Source organism: Pseudomonas sp. NPDC089396, from assembly GCF_044749545.1.
Taxonomy (GTDB): domain Bacteria; phylum Pseudomonadota; class Gammaproteobacteria; order Pseudomonadales; family Pseudomonadaceae; genus Aquipseudomonas.
The window spans coordinates 50,951-70,735 of the sequence record NZ_JBIVIC010000010.1 but is presented as its reverse complement, the minus strand read 5'-3'; the positions used below and the strand labels follow the sequence as shown (position 1 = coordinate 70,735).

The window sequence follows — 19,785 nt, the reverse complement described above, 5'->3', positions numbered from 1 at the left end:
CAACTGACTCCGAATGTTCTATGAGTGTTTGGTTGACGGTCTCTGGGGGCCGTTTCAAGTGAGAACCACGCGGATGGAACAACGCGTTTGGTGAGGCTCACTAGTAAGACGCACGAACGTAAAAAAAACTGATAACTTTTTTCATTAACGTTTAGAAATGGTCTACGCGGCCATGAAAAAGGCAGCCCGAGGGCTGCCTCCTTCACCTGCCGTGTCGCCGCGCTAGGCCGTGGCGTTGTTGGCCTTGGCCAGCAGCCGGGCCTTTTCTTCCGGGCTCATGCGCTCCAGTTGCAGGCGTGCCTGGGCGATCTTCTGCAACTGCCCCTTGTTCACCTCGGCGGCCTGCAACGCGGCCGCCAGCCCCGCCACCGTGGGGTGCTCGAACACCAGCGCGGGGGCCATCTCGCAGTTGAGCAATTTGCGGATGCCGGCCACCAGCTTGATGATCAGCAGCGAATGGCCGCCGGCGGCGAAGAAGTCGGTGTGGATACCGATGCGCGCTCGCCCGAGCAACTGCGCCATGCGCTGGGTCAGCAGTTGCTGCAAGGCATCCTGTGGCGCGTCCTGCTCATCGCCCTGCCCTGCCTGCGCCGGCAGCTGCGCCAGGGCGCGGCGGTCGACCTTGCCGTTGGCCAGGCGCGGCAGACTCGAAAGCTGGCGCAGCTGCGCCGGCACCATGGCCGCCGGCAGGCTGGCGCCCAGGCGTGCGCGCAGCGCCGCTTCATCGAGGCCCTGGGCATCAGCGTGCACGCTGTAACAGGCCAGCAGCTCCAGCTGCCCGGGCTGCGTTTCGAGTGCCACCACCGCCCCCTGGGCAACCCCGTCGATTTCCAGCAGGCGCGCTTCCACTTCGGCCAGCTCGATGCGGAAACCGCGGATCTTCACCTGATGATCCTGGCGGCCCTGCAGCAGGATGCTGCCGTCGGGTTGATAGCGCCCCAGGTCACCGGTGCGATAAAGCCGCTCGCCGGGCTGCAGCGGGTTGTCGATGAAGCGCGTCTCGCCGCCGTCCCCGCCCAGGTAGCCGCGGCACAGCTGGCGTCCGCCCAGATGCAGCTCGGCCAGCTCGCCGACAGCGGCCAGTCGCCCCTCGGCCGTCAGCAGGTACACCCGGTTGCCCGCCAACACCTGGCCGAGGCTCAGCTGCGGCGCCTGGGCTTGCAGCGGTTGAACCAACACGCCGACGGTGGCTTCGGTGGGGCCGTAGTGGTTGAACACCCGCGCCTGCGGCGCTACCCGCTGAATGCGTTCGAGCAATGGCCCTGACGGGGCTTCGCCGCCCAGCACCACGGTGGACGGCAGGCACGCCTCGGCACCGTCGAGCAGCGCGGCCAGGTGCGACGGCACGATCTTCAGGCAGTCGATAGCGTTATCGCGCACGAACGCGGCGAAGGCCGCCGGGTCCTGCATCTGCGCATCGCTGGCGACATGCAGGGTGGCCCCGACCTGCACGGCGCCGAACAGACTGGTATGGCCCAGGTCAGCTGCCACCGTGGCACTGAAGGCGAAGTGTTTGCACGCCGCCAGGCCAAGCGCCTGCTCCGCCGCCTGCAGATAGCTGGCGAGCTGGCCATGCTCGATGACCACGCCCTTGGGCTCGCCGGTCGAGCCGGAGGTGAACAGCACGTAGGCCGCGGTATCGGCCGTCAGCGGTCGCGCCTCGAAGGGCTGCGAAGTGCCTTCGAGGCGTTCGATCAGCGCCCCATCGATCTGCACCTGCACCCCGGCCAGGCGACTGACCTGCTCGCGCCGCGCGGCGGGCCAGGCGGGGTCCAGCGGCAGGTAGGCGGCTGCACACTTCCAGCAGGCCAGCACGGCCGCCAGCCAGTGCGCCGAGCGCGACAACAGCAGGCCGACCACGCTGCCACAGCCCACGCCCTGGGCCTGCAGCTGTGCGGCCAGGATATTGGCCAGTTGATCGAGCTGTTGCCAGCTCCAGCCCTGCCCCTGGTCGACGATCGCCAGTGCCTGCGGCTGTTCGCGCAGCCAGCGCGCGACCTGTGCCGGCAACAGTGGCCCAAGCGCAGGCGCTTCGGCATTGCCCGCCAGCACCCGGCGCCGCTGCTGCTCGCCCAGCAAGTCGAGGCTGGCGAGGCTGGCGTCAGGCGTCGCGGCAATGCTGGCCAGCAGCGTGAGGTACTGTTCGAGCAGCACCTGCACCAGTGCCGGGCTGCGCAGCGACGCCCAGTACTGCAACGTCACCTGTGGCCCTGCCGGGTCGCAATCGACCTGCAGCGCCAGCTCGGCAGCGGACGCTGGCGCCTGTTGCGCCAGGATTTGCCACCCACCCGCCAGTGCCGGCCGTGCCGGCGCCAGGCTGAAGCCGATGGCGGCGGGCTGCAGTGCCGGAGTCAGTTCGGGCGTGTAGTACTCCTGCCAGGCCGCATGCTGCTCCAGCTGCGCGGCCAGCGCCTGCAGCCAGAGACGCAGTGGCTGTTCGGCCTGATAGCCGATGAGCAGCGGCAGCTGCTTGTGATACACCCCTGCGCTTTCTGCGAAATACGCATAGTCACCACGGCTGTCATGCCACCAGTTCACTACCTGCGCCGGCTGGCCATCGAGCCGCGCCAGCAGCAACCACCAGGCGGCCTGCAACACCGTGGGCAATGGCAGGCCAAGGTTACCGAGGCGTTGCACGACGGCAGGGTCGAGCGCCGCGCTGGCCTGCTGGCGATCTCGGCGTGCGCTATCGGGCAACGCCCGCCAGGGCAATTGCTGGGCGCAGGCCAGCTGGGCGTTGCACGCGCTCCAGTAGGCCCGGGCGGTGGCGGCGTCCTCATCGACCAGCACTTCGCTGCGCCATTGCAGGTACTGATCGAAGTCACCCTCCCCGGCATCGGCCAACTGGCCGTGGAAGATCTTCGCCAGGCTCGCCGCCAGCAGCGGCAGGCTGGCTTCGTCGACCACCGCCGCCAGCACGCCCAGCACCAGCTGGCAGCGGCCCTCGGCCTGTTCGCAGAGCAGCACGGCCACGGGTGCGTCGGCCTGCACGTCCACCAACCGTTCGAACCAGGCCTCACGGCCGGCCTCGTCGCCCACGCCCAGCGGAGTCACTTGCACGGCCGCGCCTTCGGCCTCGACGAACTGGCGCAGGCCGCGATAGCCCGCCGCCTGGCCAATGCGCAGCCGCAACACAGCATGCTGTGCCTGCCATTGCTGCAGGGCGGCCTGCAGTGCGCCGGGTGCCGGCACGCTGCTCAGCTGCACACCGATGCAACGCGCCACCTCGCGCCAAGGCGCCGGCTGCGCGGGCAGCGCGAGTGCTTGCAGGGGCAACAGCGGCAGGCCGCTGGCTTCGACGGTCATGTTCATGCTTGCACTCCAGATCGGTTCAAGGTGAAGGCTTCGAGGTCGTCGCGGGTCATCATGTCGCCCATGGCGACGACGATCTTGCGTGGGCCCTGGAATGGGTCGCGGGCGTGGGCGGCGAGCATGTTGTCGAGCAGGATCACGTCACCCGCCTGCCAGTCGAAGCGCACCGCGCAGGCCTCGTACAGTTCGCCGATCAGGGCCATGTCGGCATCCTCGATCGGGCTGCCATCGCCGTAGTACACATGGCGCGGCATGCGCTCCAGGCCGTAGAGGGCCAGCAGGTCCTCGCGCACGTCGGCATCCAGGCAGAACACATGGTGCAGCTGCACCTGGTTGAAGAAGCTCTTCTGGCCGCTGACCGGGTGCTCGATCACCGCCGGGCACGGCGTGCGGATCTGCAGCTCGTCGTTGTCCAGCCAGCGCCACTGGATACCCGACGCCTGGCAACGGCGCTCGACCTCGGCGCGCGACTCGGTCTTGAAGAAGTGCTGCCAGGACACGTCGAGCTTGTCGGTGAAGGTGCGCACGTACAACAGGCCCTTGTCTTCGAAGCGCTGGCGCAAGCCCTCGGGCAGGCGCTGGTACATCAGCCGGCAATCCACCACCGGCGTGGCACCACCGACCGGCGACGGCAGCTCGCAGAAGAACAGCTGCTTGCGCGGCCAGCGGTCCTGGTGGGCGCTTTCGTTGTGGAACAGGATCATCTTCTGCTCCGGGTACGGCGTTGAGCGGTAGGTGTTCTTGCCGCCCTCCTTCTTCGGCAGGTCGCCGTACTGGCCATAAAGGCCCGGCTGCACCGCCTCGGCGAAGGCCTCGAAGTCCTGCGGGGTCTGCAGCCCGAAGCCACGGAACAGGAGGCCGCCATGGCTGACCAGCTTGCGCTCGACCTCGGCGCGGTTGGCCACCACCCAGTCGGTCAGGCTGATACCCGGGTCGACCGGCTCGACCAGCAACGGGAAGGCCTGGCCCGGCACCATCGCCTGCTCGCGCACCCCGCTGGCGGGCTTGGCCGCCGGCGCCGCAGCGCCACGCTTGAGGAAACTGCCCAGCTTGTCCTTGCGCGGCAGCGCGCTGCCCGCTGCAGGCGCCGCGACGATTTCACTGTGAACCGACATAGTGATCTCTCTCAGTTGGATATGTGGGTTGCCCAGCACCTGGTCGAGGATGTCCAGCCAGCCACGCAGCAGGGCCTGGATCCGTTCTGCCTTGAACAGCTCGGTGGCGTACTGCCAGGTGACGCGCCAGCCGGCCGCGACCGGGTCGATGAACAGCGCCATGTCGAATTTCGAATAGCCGCCCGCCTGGGGCAGCACCTGCACCTGCAGGTCGGCCAGGTCGCTGTGCGAAAGCGGCATGTCGTTCATCACGAACAAGACCTGCACCAGCGGGTTCATGCCGGGGTGGCGCGGCGTGGCGGCGGCCTCGACGATCAGGTCGAACGGCAGTGCCTGCTGGGCGCTGGCATCGAGCAAGGTAGTGCGGGTGCGTCCCAGCCAGGCGGCGAAGTCCAGCTGCTCGTCCAGTTGCGAACGCAGCGGCAGGACGTTGACGAAGAAGCCGATCAGCGCCTCCAGGTCAGGGTGCTCGCGGCCGGCGACGTCGGCGCCGAGCAGCAGGTCGTGCTGGCCGCTGACGCGGTGCATCAGCAGCTGGAACGCCGCCAGCAACAGCATGTAGGGCGTTACGCCCAGCTGCGCGGCGCGGGCGCGCACCCGCTCGACCGTGGCCTGCGGCAGGTCGAAGTTGAGGTTTTCGCCGGCCTGCGAAGCCTGGGCCGGACGCGGCAGGTCGGTGGGTAGCGCCAGCCGCCCGCTGCTGCCGTGCAACGCCGTGCGCCACCACTGCGCCGGTGCCTGCAGCAGCCCGGCACGCTCGCATTCGGCCTGCCACAGTGCGTAGTCGGAGTACTGCAGCGGCAAGGGTGCCAACGCAGGCGCCTGGTCCTGGGCGAAGGCGCTGTAGCTGGCGATCAGCTCGTTGACCATCAGCGCCATGGACCAGCCATCGGAGATGATGTGGTGCATGTTCAGCAGCAGCACATGGGCCTCGCCGGACAGCCGCAGCAGGCCGGCACGCAGCATCGGTGCCTGGTCCAGCGGGATCGCCTGGCGCACATTGGCCAGTTGCGCCTCCAGCACGTGCAGCTGCTGTTCTGCGGCGCCAAGCCGGGACAGATCCTCACACGGCAGCGCGATGCTCACCGCCGAGCGGATCAGCAGCAGCGGTTCGCCCTCGTCGTCACAATCGACCGCGCTGCGCAGCACCTCGTGACGCTGCACCAGTGCCTGCAGTGCCTGGTGCAGGCACTCGACCTGCAGCGGGCCCGCCAAGCGCAGGGCCAGCGGCATGCCGTAGGCCCCGCTGCCCTGGCTGAACTGCTCGGCGATCCACAGCCGGCGCTGGGCCAACGACAGCGGCGCGCTGACCTTGTCGCCCTGGGCCCGTAACTGCGGCCCGGTGACGGCAGCCGGCTGCGCCTGGCGCAGGCAGTCGGCGAAATCGCACAGGCGCGGGTGGCTGAACAGCTCGCGCACTCCGATGCCGGTGTGGCCGGCACGGTGCAGCCGCGCCACCACCTGGGTGGCCAGCAACGAATGGCCACCGGCCTCGAAGAAATGCTCGAAACGTCCGACCTCGGCCATGCCCAGCACCTCGGCCCAGGCCTGGGCGACTTCCTGTTCGAGGGCGTCCACCGGCGCACTGAAGGCCGCCGCGCTTTCGTCGCTGATTTCTGGCAGCGCCTTGCGGTCGACCTTGCCGTTGGGGTTCAGCGGCAGCCGGTCCAGCAACTGCAGGCGTGCCGGCACCATGTAGGCCGGCAGGCTGGCACGCAGGTCGTCAAGGATGCGCTGGCGCAGGCCACTGTCGTTGGCCCGATCCTCGGTCGGCACCAGCCAGGCCGCCAGGTGCAAGTCGGCGCCCTGCCCGCGCGGCATCACCACTGCCTCGCGCACATCGGTGCGGGCCAGCAGGCAGGCTTCGATCTCGCCGGGTTCGACGCGGAAGCCGCGGATCTTCACCTGATGGTCGAGGCGACCAAGGAATTCCAGCTCGCCATTGGCCTGCTGGCGCACCAGGTCGCCGCTGCGGTACAGGCGCCCGCCGCCGACCGGGTCGAACGGATCGGGCACGAAACGCTCGGCGGTCAGCGCCGCCTGGCCGAAGTAGCCACGGGCCAGGCATGGGCCGCCGATGTACAGCTCACCGGCGTTGCCAGCATCCAGCAGCTGCAGGGCGGGATCGAGCAGGTAGGCACTGCGCCCCGGCACCGGCGTACCGATGGGCGCGTAGCCGGTGTCGATGCGGGTATCGCCATCGGCCTGCCACAGCAGCGGTGTGATCACCGTTTCGGTAGGGCCGTAGCCGTTGACGATACGCTGCGGCCGAACATGCGCCTGGAGCCGCTCGAAGCCCTCGCGCGGCAGTGCTTCACCCGCCACGTTCAGGCAGCGCACCGGCAGTTGCCGGCCTTCCTGGCGGGCCCATTCGGCCAGCTGGCAAGCGTATTGGGTAGGGAAATAGACCACGTTGGCGCGCTCGCGCTCGATCACCTCGAACGCCTGGGCGGCGGTCCAGATCTGGTCGCCGCGCAGGATGCAGCAGGCGCCCTGGCTCAGTGGCAGCAGCCACTGCTCGGTGCCCCAGTCGAAGTTGATCGAGGCGAAGTGCACGAAGCGGTCCTGCGCCGTGACCTGGTATTGCTCGGCCATGGTCTGCAGGTGCGCGGCGATGACGCCGTGGCTCAGGGCCACGCCTTTTGGCCGGCCGGTGGAGCCGGAGGTGTAGATCAATGCCAGCAGGTTGTCAGCGGATGCTCGCGGCGCGGGGTTGTCGGCCAGCGGCGCCTGCGGCTGGTCCAGCCACAGCCAGTCGGAAGCGGTGAGCTGCAGCGGCTGGGCGGCGGCACGGGTAGCCAGTACGAGTTTCACCGCGCTGTCGTCGAGGATGTCCTGCAGGCGTTGCCGTGGGTACTGCGGATCCAGTGGTACGTAACCGGCGCCGGCCTTGAGGATCGCCAGCAAGCCGACGACCATGGCCAGGCCGCGCTCGCTGCACAGCCCCACCAGGTCGTCCGGGCCGATACCCCGGGCGATCAGCTGCTGCGCCCAGGCATTGGCCAGGCCATTGAGCTGGCCATAATCCAGCGTGCCGTCCTCGGCGATCAGCGCCGTGGCCCGTGGGTTGCGCGCCGCCTGGGCCTCGATCTGCTGGTGCACGGCCAGCGTTGCCACTGGGGCCTCTGCGGCCTGCCACTGCTGTTGGCAGCGCAGCCGCGCGCCGGCATCGAGCAAGCCCAGTTCACCGAGGCACGGGTTGCCGGGCGTTGCGATGGCCTGCAGCAGATGAGCGAACTGCACAGCCAGGCGCTGCACGTCGGCCGGCGCGAAGGCGTCGTGGCGGAACCGGTAGTCGACCTGCAGGGCATCGCCCATGCCCACCGACAAGGTCAGCGCATAGTGCGGTTGCTCGTGGCTCTCCGGCACGCCGAAACGCGGGCCGTCGCCAGCGGCCTGCAGCACCTCGGTCACCGGGTAGTTCTCGAACGCCAGCAAGGTATCAAACAGCGCCTCGCCGGCCCTGCCGGCCCAGCGCTGGATGTCGGCCAGCGGGGTGTACTCGTGCTCGCGGATGGCCAGGTTGCTGGCCTGCAACTGCGCCAGCCAGTCGTCCAGGCGTTGCTCCAGACGGGGCGCGGCAACCACCGGCACGGTGTTGATGAACAGCCCCAGCTGCGCCTCGATGCCCGGCAGCTGCGCAGGCCGCCCCGCCACCGATGCGCCCAGGCACACCACGTCCTGTCGGCAGTGGCGTTGCAGCAGCAACAGCCAGGCGGCCTGAACCAAGGTATTGACCGTGACCTTGCGCGCCCGCGCCGAGGCCTTGATCTGCACCGATGCCTCGGCGCTCAGGCGCTGTTGCCAGAGCCCCTGGCCGGCCGACTCGACGCGGCGGCGTTGGCGGGCGAGCAGCGAAGGCGCCTGCAGACCTTGCAGTTGGGTCTGCCAGAACTGTTGATCCAGTTGCTGATCACGGGCCTGCAGCCAGGCCAGGTAAGTGCGTGGGTGGGCCACCGCCTGACGCGGCAGCTGGCCGCGATAGCGCTGCATCACCTCGGCAAGCAGTTGCGCATGGCTCCAGCCGTCGAGCAGCAAATGGTGATGGGTGTAGATCAGGTGCCAGCGTTGCTCGCCCAAACGCACCAGGGCAATGCCGAGCAATGGCGCCCGGTCGGTCGCGGACAGCGCCAGGCGTTGCTGCTCGGCCAAGGCTTGCAGGCGTGCCTCGTGGGCCGAATCGTCGCGCCAGTCGTGCTGGGTGAACGGCAGCTGCAGTTGACGGTGAATCACTTGCAGCGGTTGCTGCGCACCGTCCGGCCAGTGGAAGCTGGCACGCAGGCCAGGGTGAGCATCCAGCGCGGCCTGCCAGGCAGCCACGAAGCGCTGCGGCTCCAGCCCGTCGATGTCCAGCCGCAGCTGGTTGATGTAGTCGCCGGCCTCGGCCACATGCAGGCAGTGGAACAGCAGCCCCTGCTGCAGCGGCGACAGCGGCAGGATGTCCTCGACTTCGCCCAGGTTCAGTTCCAGGGCGGCCAAACCGGTGCTGTCCAGGCCGCTCAACGGGAAGTCCGACGGCGTGGCGCTGGCCACGCCCGGTTGCACGCAGTGTTCGACCAGCGTACGCAACTGGTGGGCGAAATCAGCGGCCAGGGCCTCGATGGTCGTGGTGTCGTACATGGCCTGGCTGAAGCCGAAGCTGATGCCCAGCTCGCCCTGGTAGACCTGCCCTTCGACGCTCAGCCAGTTGGCCAGCGGCGCGTCGCCGTCCTGGCCCTGGCCGGCACCTTGCAGGTCAGGCTGCCACAGCGCGCCGGCGTCGAACTGGCTGTCGAACTGGCCCAGGTAGTTGAAGGTGACCCGCGGTTGCGGCAGGCGCGCCAGTTGCTCGCGCACCGCTGCAGGGCCCAGGTAGCGCAGTACGCCATAGCCCAGGCCACGGGCCGGTACGGCGCGCAACTGTTCCTTGACTGCTGCGATGCAGGCGCCAGGCTCGGTTTCCGGACGCAGGGCGACCGGGTACAGGCTGGTGAACCAGCCCACGGTACGGGTCAGGTCGATGTCTTCGAACAACGCTTCACGGCCATGCCCTTCGAGCTGCACCAGTACCTGGCGCTGGCCGCTCCAGTCGCACAAGGCACGGGCCAGGGCCGCCAGCAACAAGTCGTTGACCTGGGTGCGGTAGGCGCTGGGCGCCTGCTGCAGCAGGGCCTGGGTCAAGGATGGCGGGAAGCTGACGCTGACCTTGTGCTCATCGGCTACGCGGGTTTGCGTCACCGCACGGTCACGCGGCAGCTCTGCGCCCAGGCCTACCGCTTGCCAGTGTTCGAGCTGCGCCATGCAGGCATCGGCATGCCCGGCCAGGCGCTCGGCCCAGGCTTGGTAGCTGCTGGTTCTGGCCGGCAGCGGCTGGCCCAGGCAAGCCTGTTGCAAATCTTCGAGCAGGATGCGCCAGGACACGCCATCGACCACCAGATGGTGGATCACCAGCAATAGCCGCTGACTGCCATCCGCCATGGCCACCAGTACCGCCGCCAGCAAAGGGCCTTGGTCGAGGCTGAGGCTGCGCTGGGCTTCATCGCACACGGCGGCGAGCGCTTCGTCGCTGGCGGCCTGGCGCTGCCACAGCACGGGCGCGGCCTGTGGCGCATGGGCCTGCTGCCATTGGCCATCGGCCTGGGTGAAGCGCAGGCGCAGAGCGTCGTGTTGCGCCACCACCTGCGCCAGGGCGTGCTCCAGTTGCTCGGCTTGCAATGGCTGGCGCGGCACCAGCAGCAAGGCCTGGTTCCAGTGGTGACGCTGCGGCATGGGTGTTTCGAAGAACTGCCGTTGCACAGGGGTCAGCAATGCCAGCCCTTCAGCCGGGCGCTGGTCGATCTGCACACTGCTCACGGTGCCTGCGGCCTGGGCCAAGGTGCGCAGGGTCTGGTGCTGGAACAGGTCACGCGGGTTGAGCGCCAGGCCGGCCTGACGGGCGCGGCTGACCACCTGGATGGCGATGATCGAGTCGCCGCCCAAGGTGAAGAAGTTGTCGTCCAGCCCCACTTGGGCCACGCCCAGTACCTCGCTCCAGATCTGCGCCAGCTGGCGCTCGGCGTCGCTTTCCGGGGCCATGTAGGCAGACTGCGCCGTGGCCTCGGGCTGCGGCAGGGCCTTGCGGTCGAGCTTGCCGTTGGGGGTCAGCGGCAGGCTGTCGAGGGCCATGAGGTGGCTGGGCACCATGAACTCGGGCAGGGTCTGCAGCAGCCAGTCCTTGAGCGAAGCCTGCCAGCCTTCGGGCTGCGCGTTGAGCACCAGGTAGGCCACCAGTTGCCGGCCATCGAGGGCCAGCACCACGCACTCGCGCACGCATTCATGTTCGGCCAGGCGCGCCTCGATCTCGCCCAGCTCGATACGCAGGCCGCGAATCTTCACCTGATGGTCGAAGCGGCCGAGGTATTCGATGACGCCGTCAGCGCGCTGGCGCACGCGGTCGCCGGTGCGGTACAGGCGGCCACCTTCGCCGAACGGGTCGGCGACGAAGCGCTCGGCCGTCAGCCCTGGCCGGCGATGGTAGCCGCGGGCCAGGCCTATGCCGCCCAGGTACAGCTCCCCGGACACGCCCGGGGCGACCGGCTGCAGCCCGGCGTCGAGCACATAGGTGCGGATGTTGGCGATCGGCTGGCCGATCGGCACGCTGTCCTTGCCTTCCTCCACACAGGTCCAGTGGGTCACATCAATGGCGGCCTCGGTGGGGCCATAGAGGTTGTAGAGGCCAGCACCCGGCAGCCGGGCAAACACCTGGCGCTGGGCATCCACCGGCAGCGCCTCGCCGCTGCAGACGATGCGCGTCAGTGTGCGGCAGGCTTCGACACCGGGTTCGTGGATGAACGCCTGCAACATCGAAGGCACGAAGTGCAAAGTGGTGACGCCATGGCGCTGGATGCTGGCGATCAACCGCTGCGGATCGCGGTGCTCGCCGGGTGCCGCCACGGCCAGGCAGGCGCCGGTCATCAGCGGCCAGAAGAATTCCCACACCGACACATCGAAGCTGAACGGGGTCTTCTGCAGCACCGTGTCGCTGGCATCCAGGCCGTAGGCTTGTTGCATCCAGCACAGGCGGTTGGTCAGTGCCTGGTGGCTGTTGCCGGCCCCCTTCGGGCGGCCGGTGGAGCCAGAGGTGTAGATGACATAGGCCAGTTGCGCAGGTTCCAGCGCCAGCGCAGGCGAGTTGGCGGGCTGGTCGTCGAGGGTCAGGGTGTCGAGGGCCACGCATTGCACGCCGGCCGGCAGCGGCAGGCTGCCGAGCAGCGCCTGCTGGGTCAGCAGCAGGCGAATGCCGCTGTCCTCGATCATGTAGGCCAGGCGCTCCTCGGGGTACTCCGGGTCCAGCGGTACGTAGGCGCCACCGGCCTTGAGAATCGCCAGCAAGGCGACGACCATCTCGACACTGCGCTGGGCCGAGACGCCGACCAGGGTGTCGGTGGCCACGCCCTGGCCACGCAGGTAATGGGCCAGGCGATTGGCGCGCTCATCCAGCTCGGCGTAGCTCAAGGTGCTGTCGCCAAAGCGCAGCGCCGGGGCTTGCGGGGTGCGCTGCGCCTGAGCTTCGAACATCTGGTGCACGCCCTGGTGCAACGGGTAGCCAGTGGCTGTGGCATTCCATTCATGAAGCTGGGTGTGAAGGCTTGCCGGGTCGAGCATGGGCAGTTGCCACAGCGGCCGCGCCGCGTCCGCCACCAGCTCGCGGAGCAAGGTGAACCAGTGCTCGGCCATGCGCTCGACAGTGGCCGCATCGAACAGGTCGACCGCGTAGGTGAAGGCAGCGCGCAGCACACCGCCCTGCTCATAGGTGTCCAGGCTCAGGTCGAACTGGGTGGTGCGGCTGCGCCACGCCAGTGCCGACAGCTCCAGGCCCGAGGCCAGGGTCACCGCCGAAAGATCGGCCACCTGTGGCTGGTGGTTGTACATCACCTGGAACAGGGGCGCGTGGCTGAGGTTGCGCTCGACCTTCAAGGCATCGACCAGGCGTTCGAACGGCAGGTCCTGGTGGGCCTGGGCGCCCAGTACGGTCTGCCGCACCGCCTGCAGATAGCTCAGTGCATCACGCTGGGCATCGGGCTGCAGGCGCAGCACCTGGGTGTTGACGAACAGGCCGATCAACCCTTCGATATCGGCGCGATTGCGGTTGGCCACCGGGCTGCCGATGCGCAGGTCGGACTGGCCGGTATAGCGCTGCAGCAACAGCCCGAAGGCGCCAAGCAGGAGCATGAACAGGGTCAGGTTGTGGCGCGCGGCGAAACTGCGCAGTTGCTGGGCCAGGTCGCTGTCCACCTGCAGCTCCAGGCGCTCGCCGCTGAAGCTCGGGCTGGCCGGCCGTGGGCGGTCCAGCGGCAGCTCCAGCACCGGCTGCTCGTCACCCAAGGTGGCCTGCCAGTAGGCCAGCTGGCGCTCCAGTTCGCCGGCTTCGAGCCAGCGGCGCTGCCACAGGGCGTAGTCGACGTACTGGATCGGCAAGGCCGGCAACTGCGGCTGCGCCCCGGCGGCGAAGGCGTCGTAGCAACGGCTGAATTCGTCGATCAGCACATTCATCGACCAGCCATCGGAAACGATGTGGTGCAGCGTGAGCAGCAGCACGTGCTCCTGCTCGGCCAGTTGCAACAGACGAATGCGCAGCAGCGGACCGTGCTCCAGGTCGAACGGGCACAGCGACTCGGCCTCGACCTCGGCCTGTACCCGTGCCTCGCGGGCCGCTTCGCTCAGCGTGCGCAGGTCCAGGTGCTGGATCTGCGGCGGCGCCGGGCGGTGTATCTGGTGCAGGCGCTCGTCGGGCTGCTGCTGGAACACGCAGGCCAGGCTCTGGTGGCGTTCGAGCAGGCACTCGAACGCCTGCTGCAGGGCTGCCTCGTCGAGCGCGCCCTTGAGCCGCACCGCGCCCGGCAGGTTGTACGCACCGCCTTGCGGGTCCAGCTGCCACAGCACCCACATGCGCTGCTGGGCGTAGGACGGCGCCAGGCGGTCTTCGGCCGCTACATCGGCGGGGATCGGGAACTGGGAAAAGTCGATGCCCTCGCGGGCCAGGGTCTCAAGGAACAGGCGGCGCTTGTCCAGCGGCAATTCAATGAAACGGCGGGCCAGTTGCAGGGACTTTTCGGGATTCATCGGCTTGCTTTCCGTACGAGTGAGGTACCACGGGCAGTGCCCGGCTATCCCTACGAAACGGATACAACCTGAAAAAAATTAACGCTGGCGGATGGGGGGATCGCGGTGAGCGGACGGCCGCGCAGGGATGAGAGGCGGCACGCGTGCCGCCTCTGCAAGGAAGGATTCAGAGAGGGCCGCGACGCGGCCCCGAAGGATCAGACTGCAGCAGCCAGCGCCTCGGCGAAGCGCTGGGCTACCTCATCGATCTGCGGTGCGGTGATGATCAGCGGCGGCAGGAAGCGCACCACCGCGCCGTGCCGGCCGCCCAGTTCGAGGATAAGCCCGCGCTTGAGGCATTCGCGCTGCACCTTCGGCGCCAGCTCGCGATTGGCCGGCGGGTGCCCCAGTGCATCGAGCGGGCCGCTCGGGTCGACCAGTTCCACCCCCAGCATCAGGCCGCGGCCACGGATGTCACCGAGCTGCGGGTACTGGCGTTGCACGTTCAGCAGGTGCCCGCGCAGACGCTGGCCCATGGCTTCGGCGTGTTCGGCCAGGCGATGCTCGACCAGGTAGTTGATCACCGCGGAGCCTGCGGCCATGGCCATCTGGTTGCCACGGAAGGTGCCGGCGTGGGCGCCCGGCTTCCAGGTATCGAGCCAGTCACGGTAGACCACCACCGCCAGCGGCAGGCTGCCACCAATGGCCTTGGACAGGGTGACCACGTCCGGCACGATGCCGGCGTGCTCGAAGGCGAACATCCGCCCGGTGCGGGCGAAGCCGCTCTGGATCTCGTCGACGATCAGCGCCACGCCGGCCTGTTCGGTGATGCGCCGCACGCCTTGCAGCCAGGCGATGTCGGCGGGGATCACGCCGCCCTCGCCCTGCACCACTTCGAGGATGACGGCCGCCGGCAGCGGCACCCCGCTTTCCGGGTCGAGCAGCAGGTTTTCCAGGTAATGCAGGCTGGCCTTGACCCCGGCTTCACCGCCCAGGCCGAACGGGCAACGGTAATCGTAGGGGTACGGCATGAACTGCACGCCATTGCCGAGCAACGCGCCCAGCGGTTGCTTGGGACCGTGGCTGCCCATCAGGCTCAGCGCACCCTGGCTCATGCCGTGGTAGGCGCCCTGGAAGGCCAGCACGGTGCTGCGCCCGGTGGCGCTGCGCACCAGTTTGAGCGCCGCTTCCACGGCATCGGTGCCGGTCGGGCCGCAGAACTGCACCTTGGCCTCGCGGCGCAGCGCCTCGGGCAACACGCCGAACAGGTCCTGGACGAAGCGGTCTTTTACCGGCGTGGTCAGGTCCAGGGTATGCAGGGGCAATTCGTCGGCCAGCACGCGCTGGATCGCCTCGATCACCACCGGGTGGTTGTGACCCAGGGCCAGGGTGCCGGCGCCGGCCAGGCAGTCGATGAACTGGCGGCCCTCGACGTCCTCGACATGGATGCCACGGGCACGTTTGAGCGCCAGCGGGATGCGCCGGGGGTAGCTGCGGGCGTTGGATTCCTGTTGCTGCTGGCGTTGCAGCAAGGGCGAGTCGGTGAACTCGTACAGCGGTTGCGGCGCGCTGGCCGGCAGGGCCTGGGCAAGGCTGGAAGCGATCGACATGGGTGAATCCTCGCAAGCAAGCGAATGTGCGGGTAGTGGTCGCTTGGGAAACGCTTGGGTGCGGGGAGGATTTAGCGCTTGCCGTGGGATTTTTGCTGGGCTTGGGCGGCCCTTTCTTGGGCCAGCCCGCGTTCACGGGTGGCTTGAGAACGTCAAACCGCGGGCTTCGAGAAAGCCCGCCAGGTAGTCAATGAACGCCTGTACCTTGCGCGTCGCTCGGCGATGGCTGGGGTAAACGGCGAGGATCAGCGGGCCGAAAGCGTCCGGGTCGAAGTCGTACGCGTTCATTACCTGCAGCAACTGACCGCTCTCCAGGTAGGGCTGCACGCTCCACAACGGACACGCGTGCAGGCCCAGGCCCAGCAGGGTATTGGCCAGCAGCAGGTCGTAGTTGTCGCTCAGCAGGCGCGCCTGCGGTTGCGGGACGCGCATGCGCACGCCGTCCAAGGATACCCACCAGTAGCTCGGGTCCAGCGCCGGATGGCGGTAGATCAGCCACTGGTGATGGTCGAAGGTTTCCGGGCTCACCGTCATCGGCTGGGCCGCCAGGTACGCCGGGCTGGCACACAGGACAATGCGGTTTTCCCCCAAGGGTTTGACGATCAGTCCTGGCAGGTCACTTCGCCCTTCACGCAGGGCCAGGTCATAGCTCCCATCGCCAAGGTCGACGAAGGTATCGCTGAGGTCTACGCGCAGCTTGATCTGCGGATGGGCGACAAGAAAGCCCGCACAGGCCTGATCGAGAAAGGCCCGTCCAAAGGCCAGCGGCGCAGTCAGCCTCAGGTTGCCATGCAGACCGTGCTGCAACTGGCCAATCTCCTCACCCACCTCATGCAGGCGCTGCAACACCTGGCGGGCGGTTTCCAGGTAGAGCCGGCCAGCCTCGGTCAGCACGGTGCGTCGGGTGCTGCGCTCGAACAGCTTCGCGCCAAGGTCGGCCTCCAGGTGGCTGACCGCCTTGGTCAGTGCCGAGGGCGTCTTGCCCAACTGCTCGGCCGCCCGGCTGAAACTGCCATGCTCGGCGGTGGCGACAAACATGCTCAGGGCGCCAAGCGTATCCATGCAGTTTTTCCTGTTTGGCAAAAAGGTTTTGCTTGCCGGCGATATTCTGCCCGCTTGCACCATTCGTTAGTCTCGCGTGGAGTCCAATAAAAACTATAGGCCGCCGCGATGCAACGATTTATCTCGAACGTTTTGGTCAGTGCCATGGCTTTTGCCTCAATGGAAGCCATGGCCGCACCCGATCTGCTGTTTTTCAATGGCAAGGTGTTCACTGCAGAGCCGGGTCAAGCACTGGCGCAGGCCGTCGCCGTGGAAAACGGCAAGATCCTCAAAGTGGGGAGCGATGCCGAGATCAAGGCCCTCGCAGGCACCTCGACCGAGGTTGTCGACCTGGGCGGCAAGGTGCTGATGCCTGGCATGATCGACGGTCACAGCCACCCGATCATGGCCGCCCTCGATGGCCTGGGCTCGAACCTGCTCGACGAAGTCAAACCGTTACCTGAACTAGAACAGTGGATCATTGCCGAGGACAAGGCCGGGCGCGCCCGTCGCGCCGACGTGATCAGCATTGCCGGCGTCAGCTCGGCCTACTGGGAGCAGGACCGGGCGCTCGGGCAGCGCTTCAACCAAGGCCACTGGGCCGAACAGCCACTGGTTCTGAACGGTATCGACGGGCACACCGGCTGGGCCAACCAGGCCATGCTCAAACGCCTGAAAATCGACGCTGCCTTGGTCAAAGGCCTCCCGGAGAAGGAGCGGAACTACATTGCCCATGAGGCCGATTTCACACCCACGGGTTACCTCGCCGAAAATGGCTGGGACCGCGTGCGCAGTCAGCTGCCCGAGCACAGCGAAGACACGATGCTGGAGGCTACCCGCCAAGCGGTGAAGATCAACAACCAATATGGCGTTACCGCCTGGATGGACGCGGCCTCCAATGCCGGTGCCGGCGACTCGCTGTTCGAACTGCGCCCGACCGAGCAGAACGTTGGTGTGCTACCGCTCTACCGTAAGCTGTCGGAGCTGGGCGAACTGAATGCCCACGTTGCCGCCCTGCTGATTGCCTACCCGAAAAGCAAGCCCGCCGAGCTCGAGGCGTTGGCCAAGGTCATGCAGCAGTTTCAAGGTGTGCCGAACCTGACATTCCCCGGCCTGAAGGTCTTCGCGGACGGCATCCTGGAATTCCCCGGCCAGAGCGCCGCAGTACTTGAGCCCTACAAGAACAGTCAGAAAAAGGGTGAACTGCTGATCGACCCGGCGAACTTCGGCAAATTGGTCACAGCCGCAGAAAAGCATGACTGGATCGTGCATGTGCATGCCGTCGGCGACCGTGCCGTGCGTGAAGCACTCAATGGCTTCGCGTATGCCCGCAAGCTCAACCCCACCCCGCCGCCGCACAGCATTGGCCACATTCAGCTGATTGACCCAAAGGACTTCCCACGCTTCAGTCAGCTCGGGGTGATTGCCGACATGCAACTGCTCTGGGCCACTGCCGAGTCCTATACCGAGGAACTGGTGAAGCCCTATATCAGCGACTCTGCCTACCGCTACATGTACCCCGCCCAGTCCTTGCATAAAGCTGGCGCCGTGATTGCCGGTGGCAGCGACTGGCCGGTATCGAGCCCCAACCCGTGGAACGCCATCGCCCAGGCCAGCACCCGCAAAGGCCCGCTGGGCGTTCTCAACAGCGGCGAAAGCATCGACCGCGAAATCATGTTCTACGCCTACACCCTCAACGCCGCCAAAGCCCTGCGCCTGGACCGGCAGATCGGCTCCCTGGCGCCCGGCAAGCAAGCTGACCTGATTGTTCTGGACCGCGATGTGTTCAAGGTCAGCGACGATGAACTGTTCGACACCCAAGTGCTGAAGACCTACTTCGCGGGTAAGCAGGTATACGCCCCCGAGTCCTGATACGACGGGTACCAACGCCGAGCTCCGTGCATTGCACGGAGCTCGGCGCAGCATTGCCGCATCTGCCAACACCAATAAGAACAGGAAGATCCGTATGCGCACGTTACCCGCCCTGCTCATGGCTGGCCTTGTGCTGGTGCCGCTGAGCCGTGTTCAGGCATTCGAGCTGAATGATCAGTTTCGCCTAGATGTGACGCCTACGCTGGTCAGCGATTACCGCTCCAGTGGCCTTTCGCAAACCCTCGGCGACCCCGCCGCGCAGTTGAATATCGTGCTCAGCCACGCCAGCGGCCTGTACGCCGGGGTGTGGACCTCGAATGTCGACTTCGGTCTCGACACTCGCACTCGCCAGGAAATCGAGTATTACGCGGGCTACTACTGGCAAATGACCGATGACATCAGCCTCGACACGTACTACACCAAGTACGACTACCCCCGCGAAAGCGACTTCAACCAGAGCGATGTGCAGGCACTGCTGGATGTCTACGGCGTGCTGGTGGGTGCCAAATATGTCCATAACGCCTTGGGGCCGGAGGTCTGGGACGAAGCTGAAGAACACCTCATTCACCCCGCAGGCAAAGACGAGGACCTGGCCTCGTTCCTGATCGGCTATCGCACCCTGTTGCCGGCAGAGGTCGGTTTCGAAGCCCGCTACGAATACGTCGACTACAAGGATGATGTCTTTTTCAGTAACGATGGCAACGGCCGATCCAGTTACCGCAACTGGGAGATCAAGCTGAGCCGTGATCTGGTCGGGGTGACATGGGGACTTAGCTACGTTGATACCGATTTGTCCAAGACCGAGTGCCAGAGCTTTACCGGTTACGACGACTTGTGTGGACCTGCTGTGGTTGCCAGTGCCAGCAAGACATTCTAGGTAGGGTGCGGGAACGGGCTTGTCTCGCGAATTGGTTTCAGGTTCAGATATTTCTTGTGGCTACTGGCCCTATCGCTGGCAAGCCAGCTCCCACAGGTACACCACTGTTCTCAAGGGCAGTGGGGTACCTGTGGGAGCTGGCTTGCCAGCGATAGGGCCCTAAAGGTCAATGCAACCGGTTCTTGGCCATCTCGATATCGTTCATCAACGCCTTGGCCAAGGCACTCAGGTAATCCGCTGCGCCGAGCAGCTTGTGGTCATCTTCCATGTCGCCCTCGCGCACCAGGTGCTTGATGTAGCCCAGGAGTATCGAAACTTGCTCATAGGCATCATCGATCGGAATGCCTGGCTGGACGCGTAACAGGTCGATGGGTGGGTTACCGACATCGAGGAACGTCTCCACGCCGGCGGTGGTGAGGACTTTGGGTTCGTCCGCCATGTCATCACCTCTGAGCCTGTTGGCCATACAGCCGAGCGTGCACATGCTCCACCAACGCAAACGCGATCTCGCTGGCATGCATGGCATTGCCCAGCATGCTCAGGCCAGATTCGCCAGCGCGGGCGCGGCAGTGTTCGTCGAGGGTTTCGATGACGCCGCGTAGCAGCTCGCTGACGTGGGCCAGGGCGTCGGGTGGGTACATGTCGGATTGGACGGTGAAGAATGGGGTAGTGATGGGTTTACGGCGGGGAGGATCGGGAACGATCTTCTTCATGGTGTAATTCCAGCTTCACAGACAAAGGGAACTACCACCTGAATCTTTCTCATGGATTGAAGGTGGCAGCCGTACGCGGGTGTGAGAAAGCCGATAGAAGCTAGCAAACACTCGGCCAGGCGAAAGCCCGCCCACGTACGGCCACCATAAAGGTGCTGCTAGCTAATGTCGGGTTCTCATGCCCG

8 protein-coding genes are annotated in these 19,785 nt (G+C 66.6%); 2 read left to right on the top strand and 6 right to left on the bottom strand.

The features are described from left to right. Window positions 1-222: 222 nt before the first annotated feature. From ACIPZB_RS19150 to ACIPZB_RS19135, 4 genes are all read right to left on the bottom strand, one after another. The gene (locus ACIPZB_RS19150) at window positions 223-3,312 is read right to left on the bottom strand and encodes an amino acid adenylation domain-containing protein (protein WP_400642108.1); all 3,090 of its coding nucleotides are present in this window, start codon (window positions 3,310-3,312) and stop codon (window positions 223-225) included. Then, window positions 3,309-13,508, bottom strand: a complete 10,200-nt coding sequence (locus ACIPZB_RS19145; protein ID WP_400642107.1) for an amino acid adenylation domain-containing protein — start codon at window positions 13,506-13,508, stop codon at window positions 3,309-3,311. The genes ACIPZB_RS19150 and ACIPZB_RS19145 overlap by 4 nt, the downstream gene beginning before the upstream one ends. Before the next feature lie 197 nt (window positions 13,509-13,705). Next, window positions 13,706-15,097 carry an aspartate aminotransferase family protein gene (locus ACIPZB_RS19140; RefSeq protein WP_400642106.1) on the bottom strand — a complete coding sequence of 464 codons (1,392 nt, stop codon included), beginning with the start codon at window positions 15,095-15,097 and terminating at the stop codon, window positions 13,706-13,708. A gap of 132 nt (window positions 15,098-15,229) precedes the next feature. Continuing rightward, a complete protein-coding gene (locus ACIPZB_RS19135; protein WP_400642105.1) occupies window positions 15,230-16,159 on the bottom strand; it encodes a LysR family transcriptional regulator in 930 nt (309 codons plus the stop codon). A 108-nt stretch (window positions 16,160-16,267) separates the two neighbouring features. On the opposite strand from ACIPZB_RS19135, the gene ACIPZB_RS19130 reads away from it, so the two are divergent. Together ACIPZB_RS19130 and ACIPZB_RS19125 are read left to right on the top strand one after the other, a co-directional pair. Next, window positions 16,268-18,010, top strand: a complete 1,743-nt coding sequence (locus ACIPZB_RS19130) for an amidohydrolase (protein ID WP_400642104.1) — start codon at window positions 16,268-16,270, stop codon at window positions 18,008-18,010. A gap of 94 nt (window positions 18,011-18,104) precedes the next feature. After that, window positions 18,105-18,887 carry a TorF family putative porin gene (locus ACIPZB_RS19125; protein ID WP_400642103.1) on the top strand — a complete coding sequence of 261 codons (783 nt, stop codon included), beginning with the start codon at window positions 18,105-18,107 and terminating at the stop codon, window positions 18,885-18,887. A gap of 166 nt (window positions 18,888-19,053) precedes the next feature. Here the strand turns inward: ACIPZB_RS19125 and ACIPZB_RS19120 are convergent, their stop codons facing one another. Together ACIPZB_RS19120 and ACIPZB_RS19115 are read right to left on the bottom strand one after the other, a co-directional pair. Continuing rightward, window positions 19,054-19,326, bottom strand: a complete 273-nt coding sequence (locus ACIPZB_RS19120; protein ID WP_400642102.1) for a DUF3077 domain-containing protein — start codon at window positions 19,324-19,326, stop codon at window positions 19,054-19,056. Between the two features lie 4 nt (window positions 19,327-19,330). After that, complete coding sequence (locus ACIPZB_RS19115; RefSeq protein ID WP_400642101.1) at window positions 19,331-19,600, bottom strand: hypothetical protein; 270 nt, start codon at window positions 19,598-19,600, stop codon at window positions 19,331-19,333. Between the last annotated feature and the right edge of the window lie 185 nt (window positions 19,601-19,785).